The 18,427-nt window shown below is 58.2% G+C and carries 19 protein-coding genes; 2 read left to right on the top strand and 17 right to left on the bottom strand.

Annotation, left to right across the window (positions count from 1 at the left end; translation table 11 throughout):
• Positions 1-44: 44 nt before the first annotated feature.
• The 6 genes from PspR84_RS24790 to PspR84_RS24815 are packed head-to-tail and all read right to left on the bottom strand — an operon-like array spanning position 45 to position 5,652.
• A complete protein-coding gene (locus tag PspR84_RS24790) occupies positions 45-446 on the bottom strand; it encodes a type IV pilin protein (RefSeq protein ID WP_160059473.1) in 402 nt (133 codons plus the stop codon).
• Between the two features lie 15 nt (positions 447-461).
• Positions 462-3,545, bottom strand: coding sequence for a PilC/PilY family type IV pilus protein (locus PspR84_RS24795; RefSeq protein ID WP_160059474.1), 3,084 nt, complete (start codon positions 3,543-3,545; stop codon positions 462-464).
• Positions 3,532-4,011 (bottom strand): PilX N-terminal domain-containing pilus assembly protein, encoded by a 480-nt coding sequence (locus PspR84_RS24800; protein WP_160059475.1) that lies wholly within the window; start codon positions 4,009-4,011, stop codon positions 3,532-3,534. Before PspR84_RS24800 ends, PspR84_RS24795 begins: the two co-directional genes overlap by 14 nt.
• 11 nt (positions 4,012-4,022) lie before the next feature.
• Positions 4,023-4,736: a prepilin-type N-terminal cleavage/methylation domain-containing protein gene (locus PspR84_RS24805; protein ID WP_160059476.1), complete on the bottom strand. Its 714-nt coding sequence runs from the start codon at positions 4,734-4,736 to the stop codon at positions 4,023-4,025.
• Positions 4,733-5,182, bottom strand: a complete 450-nt coding sequence (pilV, locus tag PspR84_RS24810) for a type IV pilus modification protein PilV (RefSeq protein WP_160059477.1) — start codon at positions 5,180-5,182, stop codon at positions 4,733-4,735. Before pilV ends, PspR84_RS24805 begins: the two co-directional genes overlap by 4 nt.
• Positions 5,179-5,652, bottom strand: coding sequence for a GspH/FimT family pseudopilin (locus PspR84_RS24815; protein ID WP_160059478.1), 474 nt, complete (start codon positions 5,650-5,652; stop codon positions 5,179-5,181). Before PspR84_RS24815 ends, pilV begins: the two co-directional genes overlap by 4 nt.
• Positions 5,653-5,782: 130 nt before the next feature.
• On the opposite strand from PspR84_RS24815, the gene PspR84_RS24820 reads away from it, so the two are divergent.
• Entirely contained in the window at positions 5,783-6,337 is a 555-nt protein-coding gene (locus PspR84_RS24820; RefSeq protein WP_160059479.1) for a GspH/FimT family pseudopilin, read from the top strand.
• Here the strand turns inward: PspR84_RS24820 and ispH are convergent.
• The 6 genes from ispH to murJ all read right to left on the bottom strand — a co-directional run bounded on the left by ispH (position 6,309) and on the right by murJ (position 13,817).
• Positions 6,309-7,253: a 4-hydroxy-3-methylbut-2-enyl diphosphate reductase gene (gene ispH, locus PspR84_RS24825; protein WP_034153853.1), complete on the bottom strand. Its 945-nt coding sequence runs from the start codon at positions 7,251-7,253 to the stop codon at positions 6,309-6,311. The two genes, PspR84_RS24820 and ispH, sit on opposite strands and share 29 nt — an antisense overlap.
• A gap of 162 nt (positions 7,254-7,415) precedes the next feature.
• A complete protein-coding gene (gene fkpB / locus PspR84_RS24830) occupies positions 7,416-7,853 on the bottom strand; it encodes an FKBP-type peptidyl-prolyl cis-trans isomerase (protein WP_174244532.1) in 438 nt (145 codons plus the stop codon).
• 7 nt (positions 7,854-7,860) lie between these two features.
• Positions 7,861-8,373 (bottom strand): signal peptidase II, encoded by a 513-nt coding sequence (gene lspA / locus PspR84_RS24835; protein WP_007909836.1) that lies wholly within the window; start codon positions 8,371-8,373, stop codon positions 7,861-7,863.
• Positions 8,366-11,197 (bottom strand): isoleucine--tRNA ligase, encoded by a 2,832-nt coding sequence (gene ileS, locus PspR84_RS24840; RefSeq protein WP_160059480.1) that lies wholly within the window; start codon positions 11,195-11,197, stop codon positions 8,366-8,368. The genes lspA and ileS overlap by 8 nt, the downstream gene beginning before the upstream one ends.
• A gap of 13 nt (positions 11,198-11,210) precedes the next feature.
• Positions 11,211-12,149: a bifunctional riboflavin kinase/FAD synthetase gene (ribF, locus tag PspR84_RS24845; RefSeq protein ID WP_174244482.1), complete on the bottom strand. Its 939-nt coding sequence runs from the start codon at positions 12,147-12,149 to the stop codon at positions 11,211-11,213.
• Positions 12,150-12,278: 129 nt separating this feature from the next.
• The gene (gene murJ / locus PspR84_RS24850; RefSeq protein WP_077574602.1) at positions 12,279-13,817 is read right to left on the bottom strand and encodes a murein biosynthesis integral membrane protein MurJ; all 1,539 of its coding nucleotides are present in this window, start codon (positions 13,815-13,817) and stop codon (positions 12,279-12,281) included.
• A gap of 252 nt (positions 13,818-14,069) precedes the next feature.
• On the opposite strand from murJ, the gene rpsT reads away from it, so the two are divergent.
• A complete protein-coding gene (gene rpsT, locus PspR84_RS24855) occupies positions 14,070-14,342 on the top strand; it encodes a 30S ribosomal protein S20 (RefSeq protein WP_003228351.1) in 273 nt (90 codons plus the stop codon).
• Between the two features lie 122 nt (positions 14,343-14,464).
• On the opposite strand, the gene PspR84_RS24860 is transcribed toward rpsT, so the two are convergent.
• From PspR84_RS24860 to rplU, 5 genes are all read right to left on the bottom strand, one after another.
• The gene (locus PspR84_RS24860; protein WP_160059481.1) at positions 14,465-14,932 is read right to left on the bottom strand and encodes a CreA family protein; all 468 of its coding nucleotides are present in this window, start codon (positions 14,930-14,932) and stop codon (positions 14,465-14,467) included.
• Positions 14,933-14,942: 10 nt separating this feature from the next.
• A complete protein-coding gene (gene proB / locus PspR84_RS24865) occupies positions 14,943-16,061 on the bottom strand; it encodes a glutamate 5-kinase (RefSeq protein ID WP_160060141.1) in 1,119 nt (372 codons plus the stop codon).
• 220 nt (positions 16,062-16,281) lie between these two features.
• Positions 16,282-17,505, bottom strand: coding sequence for an Obg family GTPase CgtA (gene cgtA, locus PspR84_RS24870; RefSeq protein WP_123375908.1), 1,224 nt, complete (start codon positions 17,503-17,505; stop codon positions 16,282-16,284).
• Between the two features lie 193 nt (positions 17,506-17,698).
• Positions 17,699-17,956, bottom strand: coding sequence for a 50S ribosomal protein L27 (gene rpmA, locus PspR84_RS24875; RefSeq protein WP_003176049.1), 258 nt, complete (start codon positions 17,954-17,956; stop codon positions 17,699-17,701).
• A gap of 34 nt (positions 17,957-17,990) precedes the next feature.
• Positions 17,991-18,305, bottom strand: a complete 315-nt coding sequence (gene rplU / locus PspR84_RS24880) for a 50S ribosomal protein L21 (protein ID WP_003176051.1) — start codon at positions 18,303-18,305, stop codon at positions 17,991-17,993.
• Positions 18,306-18,427: the final 122 nt, after the last annotated feature.

An 18,427-nucleotide genomic window follows, 5' to 3' on the forward strand; every position in this document is an offset into this window, starting at 1 on the left:
GTAAAAAAGACAGTAGGCGCAAAAGGCACCCGAAAGTAAGCGCCTCAGCGGCCCCAGCAATCCTTGGTGGTCAGCCCGGTGGTCGCGTTGTTCATGCTGCGGACACCGGTGTTGGTCAGGGTGAAATCCCCGCACTTGTCGGTGGCCATGGAGGTACCCGCTTTACGGGTAGCGGTCAGCAGGAAAGTCTGGTCAGCGACGGTCGGGGTAAGGGTGTAGAAATCATTACCCGTGCTCAGACCGGTGATGCCGGTGTAGACATTGTTCTTGGTGTAGAAACGCTCGAGGCTCTGTGCCTGCTCCGAGAGCAGCGATACCACTTCGGCGCGGCGGCCCTTTTTCAGGTACTCGGTATAACTCGGTGCGGCGATGGTGATGACGATCCCGATGATCGCAATCACGATCATGATTTCGATCAGGGTGAAACCACGGTTGGATCTGCGCATGCCTCAAACTCTCACTTACTGTATTTGTCGCCACATGATACGACGGCTGCCACCGCCGCTCTTTTCATTGATTATCGTGAGCTTTCCACTGGTGTCATTCACTCCCTTTTTCGTAGCATTCGGGTTTATAAACGCCACGTTCGGAATGCCGTCAGCGAAACTCACGCCGCTGGAGATTGAGTCATTGCTGTCGACCAAACTATCGCCACCGGTATCAATCACCGCATAGTTGAGCATCTTACCGCTGAACGCCTCGAGTTCGACCAACTTGCCCGTACCAAAACTCGCACAAGGATCGGTGGTATCGACAATGGCCGTGGTGAAGACGATACGGCCAAGCACGATATTCGCTTGATTGATCACCCGTTCGCCGGTCAACACGTTGTTGTAGACCAATGGCAGGTACCAGCCCTTCTCCCCAGGATATGTCGTGTCATTTTGCGTCGTGGTCAGAAACTGCCCGGAGCTGCCAGAAAATGATCCGGTAATCGCCTGCGCCTGCAAACTGCTGACGGTGATGTTCCCTGAACCGCCATCGGCATCCCATACCGAATAGAACGCCTGCAAATCCTTGTTGGTCTTGTCGGCCGTTTCATTGAATTTGCCGGTGCCGACAAAGATCTGTTTGCCGCCCAATGCGTTATCCGCCAGCAGCGGCTGCGCGGTAATCGGCTGTGTCGCCCCGCCCGCCGTGGTGAACAGCGGTTTACCGGAAAACGCCACGCCCCAGCTGTCCGTCGATGTCGCGCTCAGATCGAATTTCCACAACCGCCCTTTCAAGTCGCCGCCGTAAGCGGCCTGCACGACATTCTGCGAGTTGACCTTGAGTTTTACCGAAGACAAACCGTTGGTGGTTTCGGTGCTGTCGATAACGACTTTCTTGATCAACGAACCGTCAAGCGCGTCCAGCACGTAAAGGGCCGCTACGCCTGAATTGCTGCCGTAGCCATTGGCAATGAAGGTAGCCCAACGCCCATTGGCCAAGCGTGCCACTTCCGGGCGGGCGTAGGCGTAACCCAGATCATTGAATACGTTTGCAGTACTGGCGGTGGCCGGCGCGCTGACCTCCCACAAAGCCTTGATCACGTTGCCCGCAGAGGCATCAAACAGTTGCAGCCCATAAAAGGTTTTACCACCGGCACCGGTGCCGCCAATGGCGAGAGTTTTCCAGGCCGTGCCGGATTGCGCGTCGAACACCCCAACTTGACCGTCCACCAAAAACTTGTGGCTGACACCGTTGATGTACAAGGGATCGGCAATCAACCGCAAAGACGGCAATACGCTGGAGGGCATATAGGCGTAGCGGCGTGTGCCGTTGGACGAATTGATAACGCTGACGAATCCGTCGTTGGCATTCACCACCAGACTGGGGTTCATGTTCGCCGCTTTAGTGGTCAGGTAAGAGGTGTAAGTGCTATCGCCGGACAAATCGGAAGCGGTTTTATCTGAAGGCGACGCCAACACCAGTGGAGAGTTGATGATATCGCCGAGCAAAACATTGCGTACCTTAAGCCCGGTTTTGTTGGTGCCTTTGCTCCACTCCACCAGGTCATTGCCGGTAATACCCGTGGGCAGACTCTGGCTGATTGTCGTCTGCTGCGCAGGGGAAAAGTTACCGTAAGTCAGCGTCACGGCGGCGCTGCTCGTGGTGTTCCATGATTGGTACGTCGGCGCAGTCGCCCCCGGCACTATGGTTGTGTCAGTCGTCCAGAGTGCGGTCGAAGTATTCACAACCCCGGCCGACGTAAAACCGAAAGACTTGATGGTGCCTCGCCAATCCTTGGGATCATAAGTGGTTTGGTAAAAACTGCTGCCACTGGTGAGTGTGCCAACGCTGGCAACAGCTGCGCCGCCGGAGCCAGCCTTGGAGGTGATGTCACTCAACGCCGACGACAAGACTGCGTTAAGACCCGTGCTGTCGGTCGCCTGGTAATACTTGCCCTGCCCATAACTGGCGGCGTCAGACAACATGTCGTTATCCGCAGCGAACCCTACTGTGTAGGTGTTCATGTTCTGCTTGGGAAAATCCACCGCGTTCCAGCTCTTGCCCGCCGCGTCCGTACCGGTCGAACGCATGTCGATGTCAAAGGCAAACTTGGCGATGTCATCCAGATACAGCGTATCTCCTTCGTTGTCGCCATTGAGGTTGTTGCCGTCATTGTTGACGCCATCCCAGTTCGGCAAACGGCTGCCGCCCAACGGGTCGTTAGTCGGGAAGGTTCGGTCGAAAGTCGGCAAGCCATCGGTTATCACCACACCATAGTTCTTCTGACAGCGGTACTGAATCGGGCTGGTATAGGTGCTCGGCGTGCTGTTGTAGTACGGCGCCATGCCGCGCATGTAGCGAGTGATCTCGTAATAGGTTTCTGCCAACGGTGTGTTGGCCACGGCGCTCAAGCCGTTGATCGAGGAGATCAGCGCGTTGTAGTTGGCGTCAGCCTGGGCCTGAGTCACGCTGCCGGACACCGGTGACAGATCGCTGATCGCACGGGCAATGAAACCACCATTCCCCGAGTTGTTGCTGGTGGCCGGATTGAACGTCGACAGGCCGATACGCAACGTTCGGTTACTGCTTACCAGCGCAGTGGAGACATTGCGTGCGACGTTGATGCGATAGTCGTTGGGAATCACCCCGGTGGTGAAATCGCGCGTGCCGTTGTTGATGGCCAGGCCGACCACATAGGAAATGTAATCCCCGGAATAACGCGTGTTGCCGCTGCCCACCGGATCGGGCAGCTTCAGACACAACGGCGCAAGACTGTTGTTGTAGAACGCATAGGCGCCGCCGGAACAGCCTGATGTCGGCAGGCTCGACAGAAAGATCGTGTCGCCGGTGATCGTCGTCGAACTCAGGCACAAGCCCAGCAAGGCGTTGCATTGCCGAGCCGGCGTGCGATCAGCCGTCGGATCGAATCCGGCCGCATAAATAATGCTGTTCATACTCCCCGAATCGTCGATCAGCAGCATGACGTTGGGTGGCACCGCCGCCGCACTCAACAGCGGTGAATCGGAGGGCGTGAACGCATACGCCGGTGCCGCCAGATAAAAGCTCAGCAGCATGCCGATCAGCAGAGACATGCATCGCTCAATACTTCGCATAAACACTCTCCACCACGCTACGCGAAGTGCCGGCGATGCCGACCGCTGTAATCCGATACAACGTCGCCGAGGTATTGCTCGGCACATTCACCGCCGTCAACGTGGTGCCGATATTCTGCACACCATAGAAACCATTGCCGGCGGCGATCCACGTCACCCCGGAGGTCGAATTGAGCCCCGCAGCGCTGACCACCGAGGACTCCGCTGGCGGCGCGCATTGCGTGATACCGCTGCACACAGCCAACGAATAACTGTCCAGTTGCACCGCACTTTCGCCAATGCGCAACGCCGCTTCAGCAGTCTGGAACGATTGATTGCGCAGGCTCACGCTGCCGGCCATTTTTTCCTGCAGGTTGGCGCTCTGCATCGACGACAGACCAATCAGGGTCAGCAACAACAGGAATACCAGACTGACCAGCAAGACCATGCCGTGCTGCGCCTGACGGGTGTGGAGAGTCATCCTCATCGCCGCGCCCCTCACTGCAAGCGGTTGCGCAAAGCGGCAACCACGTTGAAGGTTTGACTGCGCACCCGATTGTTCGGATCGTTGAGGGTCAGGCTCAGGCGCACACTGCGGATGCGCGCCGGATCACTGGGGTTGGCGCTGTAAGTCGAAGCGGCCACATCAGTCGCGGAACTGGCTAGACCAAACGTCACGTTGAACGCACTGACGTTGTTCACCAGCACCTGCTGCGCAGGATTGCCGCTGCCGGTGCCCATGAGAATCTGATTGTTGCTGAAGCTGTAGATCAGACGCCGGATCGGGAACGCGATCTGCCCGCTCGCCGGGGATCGCAAGCCGGTATAGGCCGTCGCACTGTTGCGGCAATCGGAGAGCACCGTCCAGATTGGCGTCCCGCCGCCGCTGCCGATATCGGCGGTGACCAGCGTCAGTTTGAGGTTGGCATTGTCCCAGTTGATCGGGGTGACTTGCGCAGCGTTGAAATCGCCTGCCGAGCTCGAATCGGTGATGCTGCCAAGACAGCCGAACATCCCGACCATGCGAATTTCCTGAATCATTTTGCTCAAGACAAAACGCGCGTCTTCCTGTATCGCGGCGGCACTGTTCTGGCTGACATAGGTATTTTTCGCCGCGATGAAAATCTGCACCACGCCCAGCACCACGATCAGCCCCAATGCCAAAGCGATAAGTAATTCGATCAGACCGAATCCACGCTGATGGCGCTTCATGGTGTGGCCACCGGGTCGACTGCGGCGCGACTGCTCAGGACGAAACTGCGTTGAGCGCTGGCGGTGTTGGCTGCCCGTGCATCGCTCCAGGTGATCGTTATGGTGTAGACCCGCTGATTGAGGGTGATGCTGCCGGTCGCCGTCGGCCCGCCGAAATTGATGATATTGGTCGAAAAATCGTAGAGATCCTGATCCCGCGCAACGCTGAGATTGCCCGAGGCCGGAGGTGTGACGGTGTAGTCGGCGCCAGAGTTGGCGCGGATGCGGTCCATCATGTCGTAGGCGATGAAACTGGCCTGACTGGTCATCCGTGAACTGTCGGTGTACTTCAGCGCATTCAGTTGTACGGCCGCCGCCCCCAGCAGCCCGACCGTCAGAATCAGCAACGCGACCAGCACTTCGATCAGCGTCATACCCTGCTGTGCGTGTTGACTCCCTGCCCTCATCCGCAAGTTCCACCCAATTGAATTCGTCCGTTCAAACACACGTTCAGCGTCCTGCTTTGCGTTCCCAACGTGTAACTGATGACCACCGCCGTCGACGGTGCTGCCAGACCGCCGAGGTTGTTGAAATCCAGTGCGGTCACTCCTGAGGTTAGCGTCAGAGTTGCGCCGCTGCTCATTGCGGGAACAACCCGCAACACATTGGCCGGAGTGCCAGTACTGTCATAGACCGCCAGTTCACCGTTCCAGACGCTGCCGCCAGCGGTCGGGCGCAGGCGCAGGGTGGTGCCACGGTTGATGGCTTCGAGCCTGGCGAAATTGATTGCCCGTTGCAGGTCGCCCATTTCGGTATCGGCCTTGCTGCCCTGTACCGAACGGGTGAACGCCGGCACCGCCAGAGTGATCAGGATCACGAAGATCGCGACCGCAACCAACAACTCGATCAGCGTGAAACCTTTTGTACGAAGATCCATCGATGCCCTCCGTTGCCGTCGGCTATACCTGCTTCTACACGCTAGAACATTCAACCGACCCGCGTCGGTTGATTGGCCCTGCCCGGCACCCCGAGCGCGCCGTTCATCACACTCCACGGAGGGAGTTTTCATGCCGCAACAGGGTTTCAGCCTGATCGAACTGCTTATGGGACTGGCGATTGGCGTAATTGTTCTGCTGCTGGTCAGTCCGGCGTTTGCCACATTCAGAGAATCGAACCATCGGGACCAGGCTGCGCAATCCTTGCTCGACGGCCTGCGTAACGCTCGCACCCTGGCCATCACGCGCAATCAGAGCGTGGTGATTCATGGCATCAACGGCGAATGGAGTCAGGGCTGGCGGATCATTCTGGATATCAGCGGCAAAGGGCCGAAGGACAGCAGCAATCCGCTGCTGCAAGAGCGTGCAAGTGACACGCAGGTGCCGATTGTCGGCAATTGGTCGGTGAGTCGTTACGTACGCTTCAGCAGTCTGGGACAACCGCTGATGCCCGGGCGGGCGTTTCAGGCAGGGACATTACACGTCTGTTCGGCTCGCGAGCCGGTCAGTCAGCGCCAGATTGTGCTGGCGGCGACCGGTCGCGTGCGCCTGAACAGCCAAGAGACTGAGCAGGCGCTGTGTCAAAAAACCGAAAACGTCAGATCGAACGTACGCGCAGCTCTTTAGGCATCGAGAACGTGATGTTCTCTTCGCGACCGGCCAGCTCATCGGCACCAGTGGCACCCCAGGCCTGCAATTGCTGAATCACGCCGCGCACCAGCACTTCCGGCGCGGAGGCACCGGCGGTGATGCCGATACGCTCAACGCCATCGAACCAGCTCTTTTGCAGATCTTCGGCACCGTCGATCAGGTAGGCCGGTGTGGCCATGCGTTCAGCCAACTCACGCAGACGGTTGGAGTTGGAGCTGTTCGGGCTGCCCACCACCAGCACCACGTCGCACTCGTCAGCCAGTTGCTTGACCGCGTCCTGACGGTTTTGCGTGGCGTAGCAAATGTCGTCCTTGCGCGGACCGCCGATGGCCGGGAAGCGCGTGCGCAAGGCATCGATGACACGACTGGTATCGTCCATCGACAGCGTCGTCTGAGTCACGAAAGCCAGTTTTTCCGGGTTGTGCACCTGCAACTCGGCCACGTCTTTCTCGTCTTCGACGAGGTAAATCGCGCCGCCATTGCTGCCGTCGTACTGGCCCATGGTGCCTTCGACTTCCGGGTGACCGGCGTGGCCGATCAGAATGCACTCACGACCGTCGCGGCTGTATTTAGCCACCTCAATGTGCACCTTGGTCACCAGCGGGCAAGTGGCGTCGAATACTTTCAGGCCACGGCCGGCGGCTTCGGTACGCACGGCTTGAGAGACGCCGTGGGCGCTGAAGATCACGATGACGTCGTCCGGCACCTGATCCAGCTCTTCGACGAAGATCGCCCCGCGGCTGCGCAGGTCTTCAACGACGAACTTGTTGTGCACCACTTCATGGCGCACATAGATCGGTGGCCCGAAGACTTCCAGGGCGCGGTTGACGATTTCGATCGCCCGGTCCACGCCGGCGCAGAAGCCACGGGGGTTGGCGAGTTTGATTTGCATGCTGTGCCTCGTGTCTTGCGCGCAAGAAATAGCGAAAACGGTGGAAAACATTGTGGGAGCGAGCCTGCTCGCGAAGGCAGTGTGTCAGACAACAGCTATGTTGAATGTCAGTCAGCATTCGCGAGCAGGCTCGCTCCCACATTTTGACCCGTGTGCGGTCAGTTACAGCGCTTTGACGGAAATGATTTCCACGTCAAAGGTCAGCGTCTTGCCCGACAACGGGTGATTGAAGTCGATGGTCACTTGCGTGTCGTCAAACTCTTTCACCACACCCGGCAGCTCAGTATTGGCCGCATCATTGAAGATCACCAGCAAACCCGGTGACAACTCCATATCGACGAACTGCGAACGCGGGATGATCTGCACGTTCTGCGGGTTTGGCTGACCGAAAGCGTTTTCCGGCTCGACGGTCAGCGTGCGCTTGTCGCCGGCCTTGAAGCCGAACAGCGCCGCTTCAAAACCCGGCAGCAGGTTGCCGTCGCCGACCTTGAAGGTCGCCGGGGCTTTGTCGAACGTACTATCGACGGTGTCGCCGTTCTCCAGGCGCAATGCAAAGTGCAAGGTGACTTCCGTGTTCTGGCCGATGCGTTGCTCAGCCAATACCTGTTCAGTCATGAACGGCTTCTCCGGTCTTTTTACTTTTGAACATATCCAGTGCCAGCATCACCGCACCAACAGTGATGGCGCTGTCAGCGAAGTTGAACGCCGGGAAGTACCAGCGGTTCTGCCAGTGCACCAGAATGAAATCGATCACATGGCCCAAGGCAATGCGGTCATACAGATTGCCTAGCGCACCACCCAGCACCAGCGCCAAAGCGACGGCCAGCCAGGTTTCGTTGCGGCCCAGGCGCTTGAGCCAGACCACCAGCACCGCACTGACCACAATCGCGATCAGGGCGAACAACCAGCGCTGCCAGCCGGAACTGTCAGCCAGGAAGCTGAACGCCGCACCGGTGTTGTAAGCCAGGGTCCAGCTGAAGTAATCAGGAATGATCACGATCTGCTGGAACATTTCGAGCTTGCCTTCGAAGTAGAACTTGCTGGCCTGGTCGATGACCAGAACCAGCAAACTCAACCACAGCCAGCTCAACCGTCCAAAACGGCCAACGGCATTAGGCATAGTGACGAACCTCGCCAGCGCCGCTGATGTTGTCGACGCAACGACCGCAGATTTCCGGATGCTCCGGGTTCACACCGACGTCTTCGCGGCAGTGCCAGCAACGGGCGCACTTCGGGAAGGCCGATTTGACGATCTTCAGCTTCAGGCCGCTGACTTCAGTCACTACCGCATCGGCCGGAGCCTGAACGAACGGCGCAACGCTGGCAGTCGAAGTGATCAGAACAAAGCGCAGTTCGTTGCTCAGTTTGGCCAGGTCGGCGCTCAGGGCGTCTTCGGCGTACAGGGTCACTTCGGCTTGCAGGTTGCCACCGACCGCTTTCGCTGCGCGCTGGATTTCCATTTCTTTGTTGACCGCTACCTTGACCGCCATGACGCGTTCCCAGTAGTCGCGGCCAAGTTCAACGTCAGCCGGCAGTTCGGTCAGGCCTTCGTACCAGGTGTTGAGCATCACCGACTCGTTACGCTCGCCCGGCAGGTATTCCCACAGTTCGTCGGCGGTGAAAGCGAGGATCGGCGCGATCCAGCGCACCAGCGCTTCGGAGATGTGGAACAGCGCGGTTTGCGCCGAACGGCGGGCCTTGCTGTTGGCGCCAGTGGTGTACTGACGGTCCTTGATGATGTCGAGGTAGAAACCACCCAGCTCCTGCACGCAGAAGTTGTGGATCTTCGAGTAGACGTTCCAGAAACGGTATTCGCCGTAGTGCTCTTGCAGCTCGCGTTGCAGCAGCAAGGTGCGGTCGACCGCCCAACGATCCAGCGCGAGCATTTCTTCAGCCGGCAGGATGTCGGTGGCCGGGTTGAAACCGCTCAGGTTCGAAAGCAGGAAGCGCGCGGTGTTACGGATACGACGATAGGCGTCCGCACTGCGTTGCAGAATCTGGTCGGAAACCGCCATCTCGCCGGAGTAGTCGGTCGATGCAACCCACAGACGCATGATGTCGGCGCCGAGGGTGTCGTTGACTTTCTGCGGCGCGATCACGTTGCCCAGTGACTTGGACATCTTGCGACCGGCCTCGTCGACGGTGAAACCGTGGGTCAGCAGTTCGCGGTATGGCGCGTGGTTGTCGATAGCGCAACCGGTCAGCAGCGACGAGTGGAACCAGCCACGGTGCTGGTCGGAACCTTCCAGGTAGAGATCGGCACGCGGGCCGCTCTCGTGGCCCATCGGGTGCGAACCGCGCAGGACGTGCCAGTGCGTGGTCCCCGAATCGAACCAGACGTCGAGGGTGTCGCTGATCTTGTCGTACAGCGGCGCTTCGTCACCGAGCAGCTCGGCAGCGTCCATCTTGAACCAGGCTTCGATGCCTTCGACTTCAACGCGCTTGGCGACTTCTTCCATCAGCTCGACGGTACGTGGGTGCAGTTCGCCGCTTTCCTTGTTGAGGAAGAACGGGATCGGCACGCCCCAGTTGCGTTGACGCGAGATGCACCAGTCCGGGCGGTTGGCAATCATCGAGTGCAGACGCGCCTGGCCCCAGGCCGGGACGAACTTGGTATCTTCGATGGCTTTGAGCGAGCGCACACGCAGGGTGTCGCCGCTGGTTGGCTCTTTGTCCATACCAATGAACCACTGCGCGGTGGCGCGGTAGATCAGCGGAGTCTTGTGGCGCCAGCAGTGCATGTAGCTGTGTTCGATGACGGTGGTGTGCATCAACGCACCGACTTCGGTCAGCTTGTCGACGATGGCCGGGTTGGCCTTCCAGATGAACTGGCCGCCGAAGAACTCCAGCGACGGCACATAAACGCCGTTGCTTTGTACTGGATTGAGGATGTCGTCGTTGACCATGCCGTACTTTTTGCAGGTCACGAAGTCGTCCACGCCGTAGGCCGGAGCGGAGTGAACCACGCCGGTACCAGCGCCCAGTTCGACGTAGTCAGCCAGGTACACAGGCGACAGACGATCATAGAACGGGTGACGGAAGTTGATCAGCTCCAGCTCTTTGCCGGTGGTGGTGGCGATGACCGAACCTTCCAGGCTGTAACGAGCAAGGCAAGCTTCAACCAGCTCTTCAGCCAGCACCAGTAGCTTGTCGCCGACATCAACCAGCGCGTAGTTGAATTCCGGGTGCACGTTCAGCGCCTGGTTGGCCGGGATGGTCCACGGGGTGGTGGTCCAGATCACGATCGACGCAGGCTTGCCCAGCGACGGCAGACCGAACGCGGCAGCCAGTTTGGCTTCGTCAGCGATCGGGAAGGCGACGTCGATGGTCGAGGATTTCTTGTTCTCGTACTCGACTTCCGCTTCAGCCAGGGCCGAACCGCAGTCGAAGCACCAGTTCACAGGCTTGAGGCCCTTGAACACGAAACCGCCCTTGACGATTTCAGCCAAAGCGCGGATTTCACCGGCCTCGTTCTTGAAATCCATGGTCTTGTACGGGTTGGCCCAGTCGCCCAGCACGCCGAGACGGATGAATTCGGACTTCTGCCCTTCGATCTGCTCGGTGGCGTAGGCACGGCACAGTTCGCGGGTCTTGTCCGCGCCCAGATTTTTGCCGTGGGTCACTTCAACCTTGTGCTCGATCGGCAGGCCGTGGCAGTCCCAACCCGGAACGTACGGCGCGTCGAAGCCCGACAGGGTCTTCGAGCGGATGATCATGTCCTTGAGAATCTTGTTCAGTGCGTGACCGATGTGGATCGTGCCGTTGGCATACGGAGGGCCGTCATGCAGAACGAACTTCGGACGATCCTTGCCAATCTCGCGCAACTTTCCGTACAGGCCAATACTGTCCCAGCGCTGCAGGATCTGCGGTTCGCGCTGTGGCAGGCCGGCCTTCATTGGGAAGGCGGTGTCCGGAAGGTTAAGCGTGGCTTTATAGTCGGTCATTTAAGGCTCTTCATTAGCGATGGGCGCTAGGTGCGGCTAGTGCACGGGCGGTGGCGACATCCGCATTGATCGCCGTTTTCAATGCCTCCAAGGAGGCGAAGCGCTGCTCTTCACGCAGCTTTTGGTGGAAAACCACCGTCAAACGCCGGTCATACAGATCGCCGGCAAAATCTAAAAGATGGACTTCAAGGTGGGCCTTGCCATCACCTTGCACTGTGGGCCGCACGCCGATATTGGCGACACCAGGCCAGGTCTTGCCGTCGATATCGACATTCACCAGATACACCCCGGTGAACGGCACGCGACGACGCTTGAGTTGAATGTTGGCAGTGGGCGTACCCAGTTGCCGGGCCAGTTTCTGGCCGTGCAGCACTCGACCGGCAATGCGGTACGGGCGGCCGAGCAAACGTTCGGCCAAGGCAAAATCGGCGGCGGCCAGCGCGTTGCGCACTTGCGTGCTGCTGACGCGAATCCCGTCCAGCTCGACGGTTTGCGCGGCTTCGACGGTAAAACCGTGCATCTGCCCGGCCTGCAACAGGAAGTCAAAATCGCCGAGACGGTCGCAACCAAAACGGAAATCGTCACCGACTTCCAGATGCTGCACGCCGAGGCCATCAACGAGGATGGTGTCGACGAATTCACTGGCGCTGAGTTTGCTCAGACGCTGGTTGAAGGCCAGGCACAACACCCGGTCGACGCCTTCGGCGGCCAGCAGTTGCAGCTTGTCGCGCAACCGGGCCAGACGCGCCGGCGCGGTCTCGGGGGCAAAGAATTCCCGTGGCTGCGGCTCGAAAATCACCACGCAGCTGGGTACGCCCAACTCAAGCGCACGCTCACGCAGTCGGGCCAGGATAGCCTGGTGACCACGGTGAACACCGTCAAAGTTGCCAATAGTGGCGACGCAGCCCCGATGCTGGGGGCGCAAGTTGTGGAGGCCTCGAACCAGCTGCATAACGCGCTTCTTGCTCATAAAGTGGTCGATTATAACCACACCCGACGGCCGACGACAGGCAACACCGTAACGCAAAGTGAACGAGCCGACAAAACTGCCGGCCCGCGCCTGTTTATATAGGGTAAAACCTCAGCTCAAGGCCTTGCGATTGAAGTCACGCAAGCGGAAACCGAGCAGCAGCAACATACCGAAATAGGACACCACGCCCGCCGCGACCAATGCGCCCAGACGCAGGAAGCGCTCAAGCATGTGCCCTTGATCCCACGCTGGCATGAAATGCATGCCGAGCAGCAACACTGCCGACATCACCGCCACGGCGATAACCAGTTTGAATCCGAACCTGGCCCAGCCCGGCTGCGGCTGATACATCTGTTGTTTGCGCAGTTGATAGAACAACAACCCAGCGTTGAGACAGGCACCGGCACTGATCGCCAGGGCCAGACCGGCGTGAGCCAGAGGGCCAATCAGCACCAGGTTGAACAACTGGGTAACCACCAGCGTGAAGATTGCTATTTTCACCGGCGTACGGATGTTCTGTTGCGCATAAAAGCCCGGGGCGAGCACTTTGATCACGATTATCCCGAGTAAGCCAACAGAATAAGCAATCAGCGCACGCTGAGTCATTTCAGCGTCGAAACCACTGAACTGCCCGTACTGAAACAGCGAAACAGTCAGCGGCTCAGCGAGAATCCCCAGCGCCAGCGAGCATGGCAGCACCAATACAAAGCACAAACGCAGACCCCAATCGAGAATCCGCGAATACTCGTGGCGGTCCTTGCTTGCATAGGTTTTAGCCAATGTTGGCAGCAGAATCGTCCCTAATGCCACGCCGAGTACGCCGGAAGGCAACTCCATCAAGCGGTCGGCGTAATACATCCACGACACTGAGCCTGCGACCAGAAACGAGGCGAAGATGGTGTTGATGATCAGCGAGATCTGGCTGACCGACACGCCGAGAATCGCCGGCAGCATCTGTTTCATCACGCGCCAGACGCCGGTATCACGCAGATTGAGGCGCGGCAGCACCAGCATGCCGATCTTTTTCAGGTGCGGCAGTTGATAGAGCAACTGCGCCAGACCACCGACCAGCACCGCCCAGCCCAGCGCCATCACCGGCGGGTCAAAGTACGGCGTGAGAAACAGCGAAAACACGATCATGCTGACGTTCAGCAGAGTAGGCACGAAGGCCGGCACCGAGAAACGGTTCCAGGTATTGAGAATCGCGCCCGCCAACGAGGACAGGGAGATCAGCAATATATAGGGGAAGGTCACCCGCAGCAGATCGGAAGTGAGCTGGAATTTTTCCGGCGTATCGGTAAAACCCGGGGCCGTGGCCCAGATCACCCAGGGCGCGGCGATCATGCCCAACGCAGTGACTACCGCTAACACCAGCGTCAGCAAGCCCGAAACGTAAGCAATGAAAGTACGAGTCGCCTCTTCGCCCTGCTGGCTTTTGTATTCAGCAAGAATCGGTACAAAAGCCTGAGAGAAAGCGCCCTCAGCAAAGATCCGCCGCAACAGATTGGGCAATTTGAAGGCAATAAAGAAGGCGTCCGTCGCCATCCCGGCGCCGAATGTACGAGCAATCAGCGTGTCACGGACAAACCCCAGAATCCGGGAAAGCATCGTGATAGAGCTGACGGCGGCCAACGATTTGAGCAGATTCATTGAGGGAATTTGTGCCTGTCGATAAACAGCAGGCGAACAAAGCGCCTACTTGTGCGATACTCCGCGCCGCAGCAGCACAGAGCCAAAGCTCGCGAGTTTACAGGTCAAGCGCCGGAAATAAATATCCCGCCTCTTTATACCTACCACTTAGCGGAACGTTTCAAGTGCCCTTGACAAGACTTCAACTCATCGGCATGATTCGCGGCCTATTTTGTTTGCTATTTCCTAAAAAGTCTTTCGAGGAGCTCGACGGTGGCCAACTCACCTTCCGCCAAAAAACGTGCAAAACAGGCTGAGAAGCGTCGCAGCCACAACGCCAGCCTGCGTTCCATGGTTCGCACCTACATCAAGAATGTAGTTAAAGCCATCGACGCAAAAGACGCTGAAAAAGCTCAAGCTGCATACGTTCTGGCTGTGCCAGTTATCGACCGCATGGCCGATAAAGGCATCATCCACAAGAACAAGGCTGCTCGTCATAAGAGCCGTCTGAATGGCCACGTCAAAGCGCTGAAAGAAGCCGCTTAATCGACGTAGTCATTAAAAAACCGACCTTAGGGTCGGTTTTTTATTGCCTGTGATTTAGTAAATCCAGCGCAAAAAAAAATATAGGAGTGAGCCTGCTCACCCCTACAGTTGGTTTTGCGGCGTTATTGCTGGACCGGCACCCATGGCAGGATCGGGATGGCGGTCACGGCATTCTGCGGACTGCCTTCGATCAAGCGGTCGCTGTAGACCAGGTACACCAGCGTGTTGCGTTTCTTGTCGAGGAATCGCACCACCTGCATGGTCTTGAATACCAACGAAGTGCGCTCCTTGAACACCTCATCGCCTTCCTTCAGATCACCCTTGAACTTGATCGGGCCAACCTGGCGACAGGCGATCGAAGCTTCGGCGCGATCCTCAGCCAGACCGAGACCACCCTTCACACCGCCAGTCTTGGCGCGCGACAGGTAGCAGGTCACCCCTTCAACTTTCGGATCATCGAAAGCCTCGACCACAATGCGGTCGTTCGGGCCGACAAACTTGAACACCGTAGACACCTGACCGATTTCTTCGGCCGAGGCCAGCAATGGCATTGCCATCAGCAAGCCCAACAATCCTTTCGCTAAACGCATGGAGTTTTCCTTAAACCAGAATCAGGTTGTCACGGTGAACCAGTTCTGGCTCCGCCATGTAACCGAGCAAACCGACAATCGCATCCGACGACTGACCGATAATTTTTTGTGCTTCCAGCGCGCTGTAGTTAGCCAGGCCTCGGGCAATCTCACGACCATCAGGCGCCACACAGACCACCATTTCGCCGCGTCGGAAACTGCCCTGCACCAACTTCACTCCGACAGGCAGCAGGCTTTTGTTGCCCTTGGACAACGCCGACACCGCACCATCATCCAGCACCAACGTGCCGCGAGTCTGCAAATGCCCGGCCAGCCATTGCTTGCGCGCCGCGAGCATGCCGCGCTCGGGCGACAGCAGCGTGCCGATACGCTCCCCCGCCTTCAGGCGATCAAGCACTCGCTCAAGACGCCCACCGACAATAATGGTGTGCGCACCGGAACGCGCCGCCAGTCGCGCCGCGCGCAACTTGGTTTGCATGCCGCCACGCCCCAGCGCACCACCCGTGCCGCCCGCTACCGCATCGAGGCTCGGATCATCAGCGCGCGCCTCGTAAATCATCTGCGCATCAGGGTTATTACGCGGATCGGCGTCGAACATGCCGTCGCGATCAGTGAGGATCACCAGCAGATCCGCCTCGACCAGGTTCGCCACCAGCGCCGCCAGCGTATCGTTGTCGCCGAAACGGATTTCGTCGGTGACCACGGTGTCGTTTTCGTTGATCACCGGGATGACTTTCAGCTCGACCAATGCGCGCAAAGTGCTGCGGGCGTTGAGGTAGCGTTTGCGGTCGGACAAGTCGTCGTGAGTCAGGAGAATCTGCGCAGTGTGCCGACCATGCTCGGCGAAGCTCGATTCCCACGCCTGCACCAAGCCCATCTGACCAATTGCCGCAGCCGCCTGGAGCTCATGCATCGCACTGGGTCGTGCGGTCCAGCCCAAACGACTCATGCCGGCCGCCACCGCCCCGGAGGACACCAACACCAACTCGACGCCAGCCTCATGCAAGGCCACCATTTGCTCGACCCAGACACTCATTGCCGCGCGATCCAGCCCTTTGCCATCCGCTGTCAGCAAAGCGCTGCCGATCTTCACGACCCAACGCTGCGCACCTGTCACCTTGCTCCGCATCATCTTCAACCTTAGCTTGAGGGCAGCGCGACCCAGCGCCACCCATGACGTTATTTGTGACTTGCGATTTCCAGATACTAAAACGCCGCTCGATTGAGCGGCGCCTTAGAAAAACGGCTTGCAGCGATGATAACACCGCCCCGAGATGAAGACTCAGCAGACACCAGCGATCTTCTGAAGGTCAAAAGATCGCAGCCTGCGGCAGCTCCTACCCAACGAATCAGTCACGCACGTAAATGATTTCCGGACCGTCTTCGTCATCTACATCTTCTTCGTCCCAATCATCGTCGCCGATGTCATGGACCGACTTCACGCCGCTGCGACGCAGGGCACGCTTGTCGTCCAGCGCCTGCAGCTGCGCGCGCGCTTCGTCTTCAATGCGCTGATCAAGATCGGCCAGTTCTTCCTTGTACGCCGGGTCGGCAGCCAGGCGATCGGCACGATCTTCCATGTAACGCATGATGTCGTGGCACAGACGCTCGGTACCGATCTTGGCGATGGCCGAGATCACGTAAACCGGACCGGTCCATTCCAGGCGATCAACGATTTCCTTGACGCGCTCATCGTGATCTTCTTCGAGGATCTGGTCGCACTTGTTCAGCACCAACCAACGATCACGCTCAGCCAGGGACGGACTGAACTTGATCAGCTCATTGACGATCACTTCAGCCGCATCCGGCGCACTACTGTCATCCAGCGGCGCCATGTCGACGAGGTGCAGCAACAGACGCGTACGCGCCAAGTGCTTAAGGAAGCGAATGCCCAGGCCAGCACCGTCGGAAGCGCCTTCGATCAGACCCGGAATGTCAGCAATGACGAAGCTCTTCCAGCGATCGACGCTGACCACACCGAGGTTCGGCACCAGCGTGGTGAACGGGTAATCGGCAACTTTCGGCTTGGCGGCCGATACCGAACGGATAAAGGTACTTTTACCGGCGTTCGGCAAGCCCAGCAGGCCGACGTCAGCCAGTACTTTCATTTCCAGTTTCAGGTCACGCTGCTCACCCGGCTTGCCCGGCGTGGTCTGACGCGGCGCACGGTTGGTACTGGATTTGAAACGGGTGTTGCCCAGACCGTGCCAGCCGCCCTGCACTACCATCAGCTTCTGGCCAGCCTTGGTCAGGTCGCCGATAACTTCCTGGGTAGCGGAGTCGATCACCGTGGTGCCGACCGGCACGCGCAGAATCAGGTCTTCACCCTTTTTACCGGTGCAGTCGGTGCTGCCGCCGTTGGAGCCACGCTCGGCATCGAAGTGCCGGGTGTAACGGTAGTCGACCAGGGTGTTGAGGTTTTCATCGGCCATCATGTAGATGGAACCGCCGTCACCGCCATCACCACCGTTCGGGCCACCGTTTTCGATGAATTTTTCCCGACGGAAACTCATGGCGCCATTGCCGCCGTCACCAGCCTTTACGCGAATCGATACTTCATCAACAAACTTCATAACCAACGCCTCTCGCCATACGGACGAGCCGAAAAACAATCAAGACATAAGACTCTTGCAAAAATGAGCGCAGCGACCCCAAAACACGACCTGCATCGCACGCCGACAGCCCATACAAACAGTTTTGCAAGAGACTCACCCCACAAACGAAAAAGCCCCGTCGCGAGACAGGGCTTTTCCAGCGATCGCGCAATTAAGCTGCGACAACGCTCACGTAACGGCGGTTGAACGCGCCTTTTACTTCAAACTTGATCACGCCTTCGATTTTCGCGAAGAGGGTGTGATCCTTACCCATGCCAACGCCGTAGCCAGCGTGGAATTGGGTGCCGCGCTGACGCACGATGATGTTGCCCGGAATGATTTTCTGGCCGCCATACATCTTAACGCCAAGGCGTTTGGCTTCTGAGTCGCGACCGTTACGGGTACTACCACCAGCTTTTTTGTGTGCCATGAGTCAATTCTCCTAGTGAGGAATTAGGCTGAAATTAAGCCTGAATACCGGTGATTTTGATCTCGGTGTACCACTGGCGGTGGCCCATACGCTTCATGTGGTGCTTACGGCGACGGAACTTGATGATGCGGACTTTATCGTGACGACCTTGGGAGATCACTTCAGCCACAACGGTAGCGCCAGCAACAACTGGAGCGCCGATATTCACGTCGTCGCCATTGGCAACCAACAGAACGCGATCAAAGGTAACGGATTCGCCGGTAGCGATTTCCAGTTTTTCGATCTTCAGGTATTCACCCGGGGCGACTTTGTACTGCTTGCCGCCAGTAACGATTACTGCATAAGACATGGTATTTCTCCGATAATCCTGCTCACCCAGCTCTTTATAAGAAGAGGTATTGGCTGGCATGGCTGCATTAGGCTGGAAGGCCCGTTGCAATTGCGTAAGGCAGGTGCTGCCCAGGAAGTTCA

Source organism: Pseudomonas sp. R84 (genome assembly GCF_009834515.1).
Classification (GTDB): domain Bacteria; phylum Pseudomonadota; class Gammaproteobacteria; order Pseudomonadales; family Pseudomonadaceae; genus Aquipseudomonas.

Bases quoted from the DNA above. Each gene is read 5' to 3' on its own strand.
- PspR84_RS24790 (WP_160059473.1), bottom strand. From the start codon at position 446: ATGCGCAGATCCAACCGTGGTTTCACCCTGATCGAAATCATGATCGTG.
- PspR84_RS24795 (WP_160059474.1), bottom strand. From the start codon at position 3,545: ATGCGAAGTATTGAGCGATGCATGTCTCTGCTGATCGGCATGCTGCTG.
- PspR84_RS24800 (WP_160059475.1), bottom strand. From the start codon at position 4,011: ATGAGGATGACTCTCCACACCCGTCAGGCGCAGCACGGCATGGTCTTG.
- PspR84_RS24805 (WP_160059476.1), bottom strand. From the start codon at position 4,736: ATGAAGCGCCATCAGCGTGGATTCGGTCTGATCGAATTACTTATCGCT.
- pilV (WP_160059477.1), bottom strand. From the start codon at position 5,182: ATGAGGGCAGGGAGTCAACACGCACAGCAGGGTATGACGCTGATCGAA.
- PspR84_RS24815 (WP_160059478.1), bottom strand. From the start codon at position 5,652: ATGGATCTTCGTACAAAAGGTTTCACGCTGATCGAGTTGTTGGTTGCG.
- PspR84_RS24820 (WP_160059479.1), top strand. From the start codon at position 5,783: ATGCCGCAACAGGGTTTCAGCCTGATCGAACTGCTTATGGGACTGGCG.
- ispH (WP_034153853.1), bottom strand. From the start codon at position 7,253: ATGCAAATCAAACTCGCCAACCCCCGTGGCTTCTGCGCCGGCGTGGAC.
- lspA (WP_007909836.1), bottom strand. From the start codon at position 8,373: ATGCCTAATGCCGTTGGCCGTTTTGGACGGTTGAGCTGGCTGTGGTTG.
- ileS (WP_160059480.1), bottom strand. From the start codon at position 11,197: ATGACCGACTATAAAGCCACGCTTAACCTTCCGGACACCGCCTTCCCA.
- ribF (WP_174244482.1), bottom strand. From the start codon at position 12,149: ATGCAGCTGGTTCGAGGCCTCCACAACTTGCGCCCCCAGCATCGGGGC.
- murJ (WP_077574602.1), bottom strand. From the start codon at position 13,817: ATGAATCTGCTCAAATCGTTGGCCGCCGTCAGCTCTATCACGATGCTT.
- PspR84_RS24860 (WP_160059481.1), bottom strand. From the start codon at position 14,932: ATGCGTTTAGCGAAAGGATTGTTGGGCTTGCTGATGGCAATGCCATTG.
- proB (WP_160060141.1), bottom strand. From the start codon at position 16,061: ATGCGGAGCAAGGTGACAGGTGCGCAGCGTTGGGTCGTGAAGATCGGC.
- cgtA (WP_123375908.1), bottom strand. From the start codon at position 17,505: ATGAAGTTTGTTGATGAAGTATCGATTCGCGTAAAGGCTGGTGACGGC.
- rpmA (WP_003176049.1), bottom strand. From the start codon at position 17,956: ATGGCACACAAAAAAGCTGGTGGTAGTACCCGTAACGGTCGCGACTCA.
- rplU (WP_003176051.1), bottom strand. From the start codon at position 18,305: ATGTCTTATGCAGTAATCGTTACTGGCGGCAAGCAGTACAAAGTCGCC.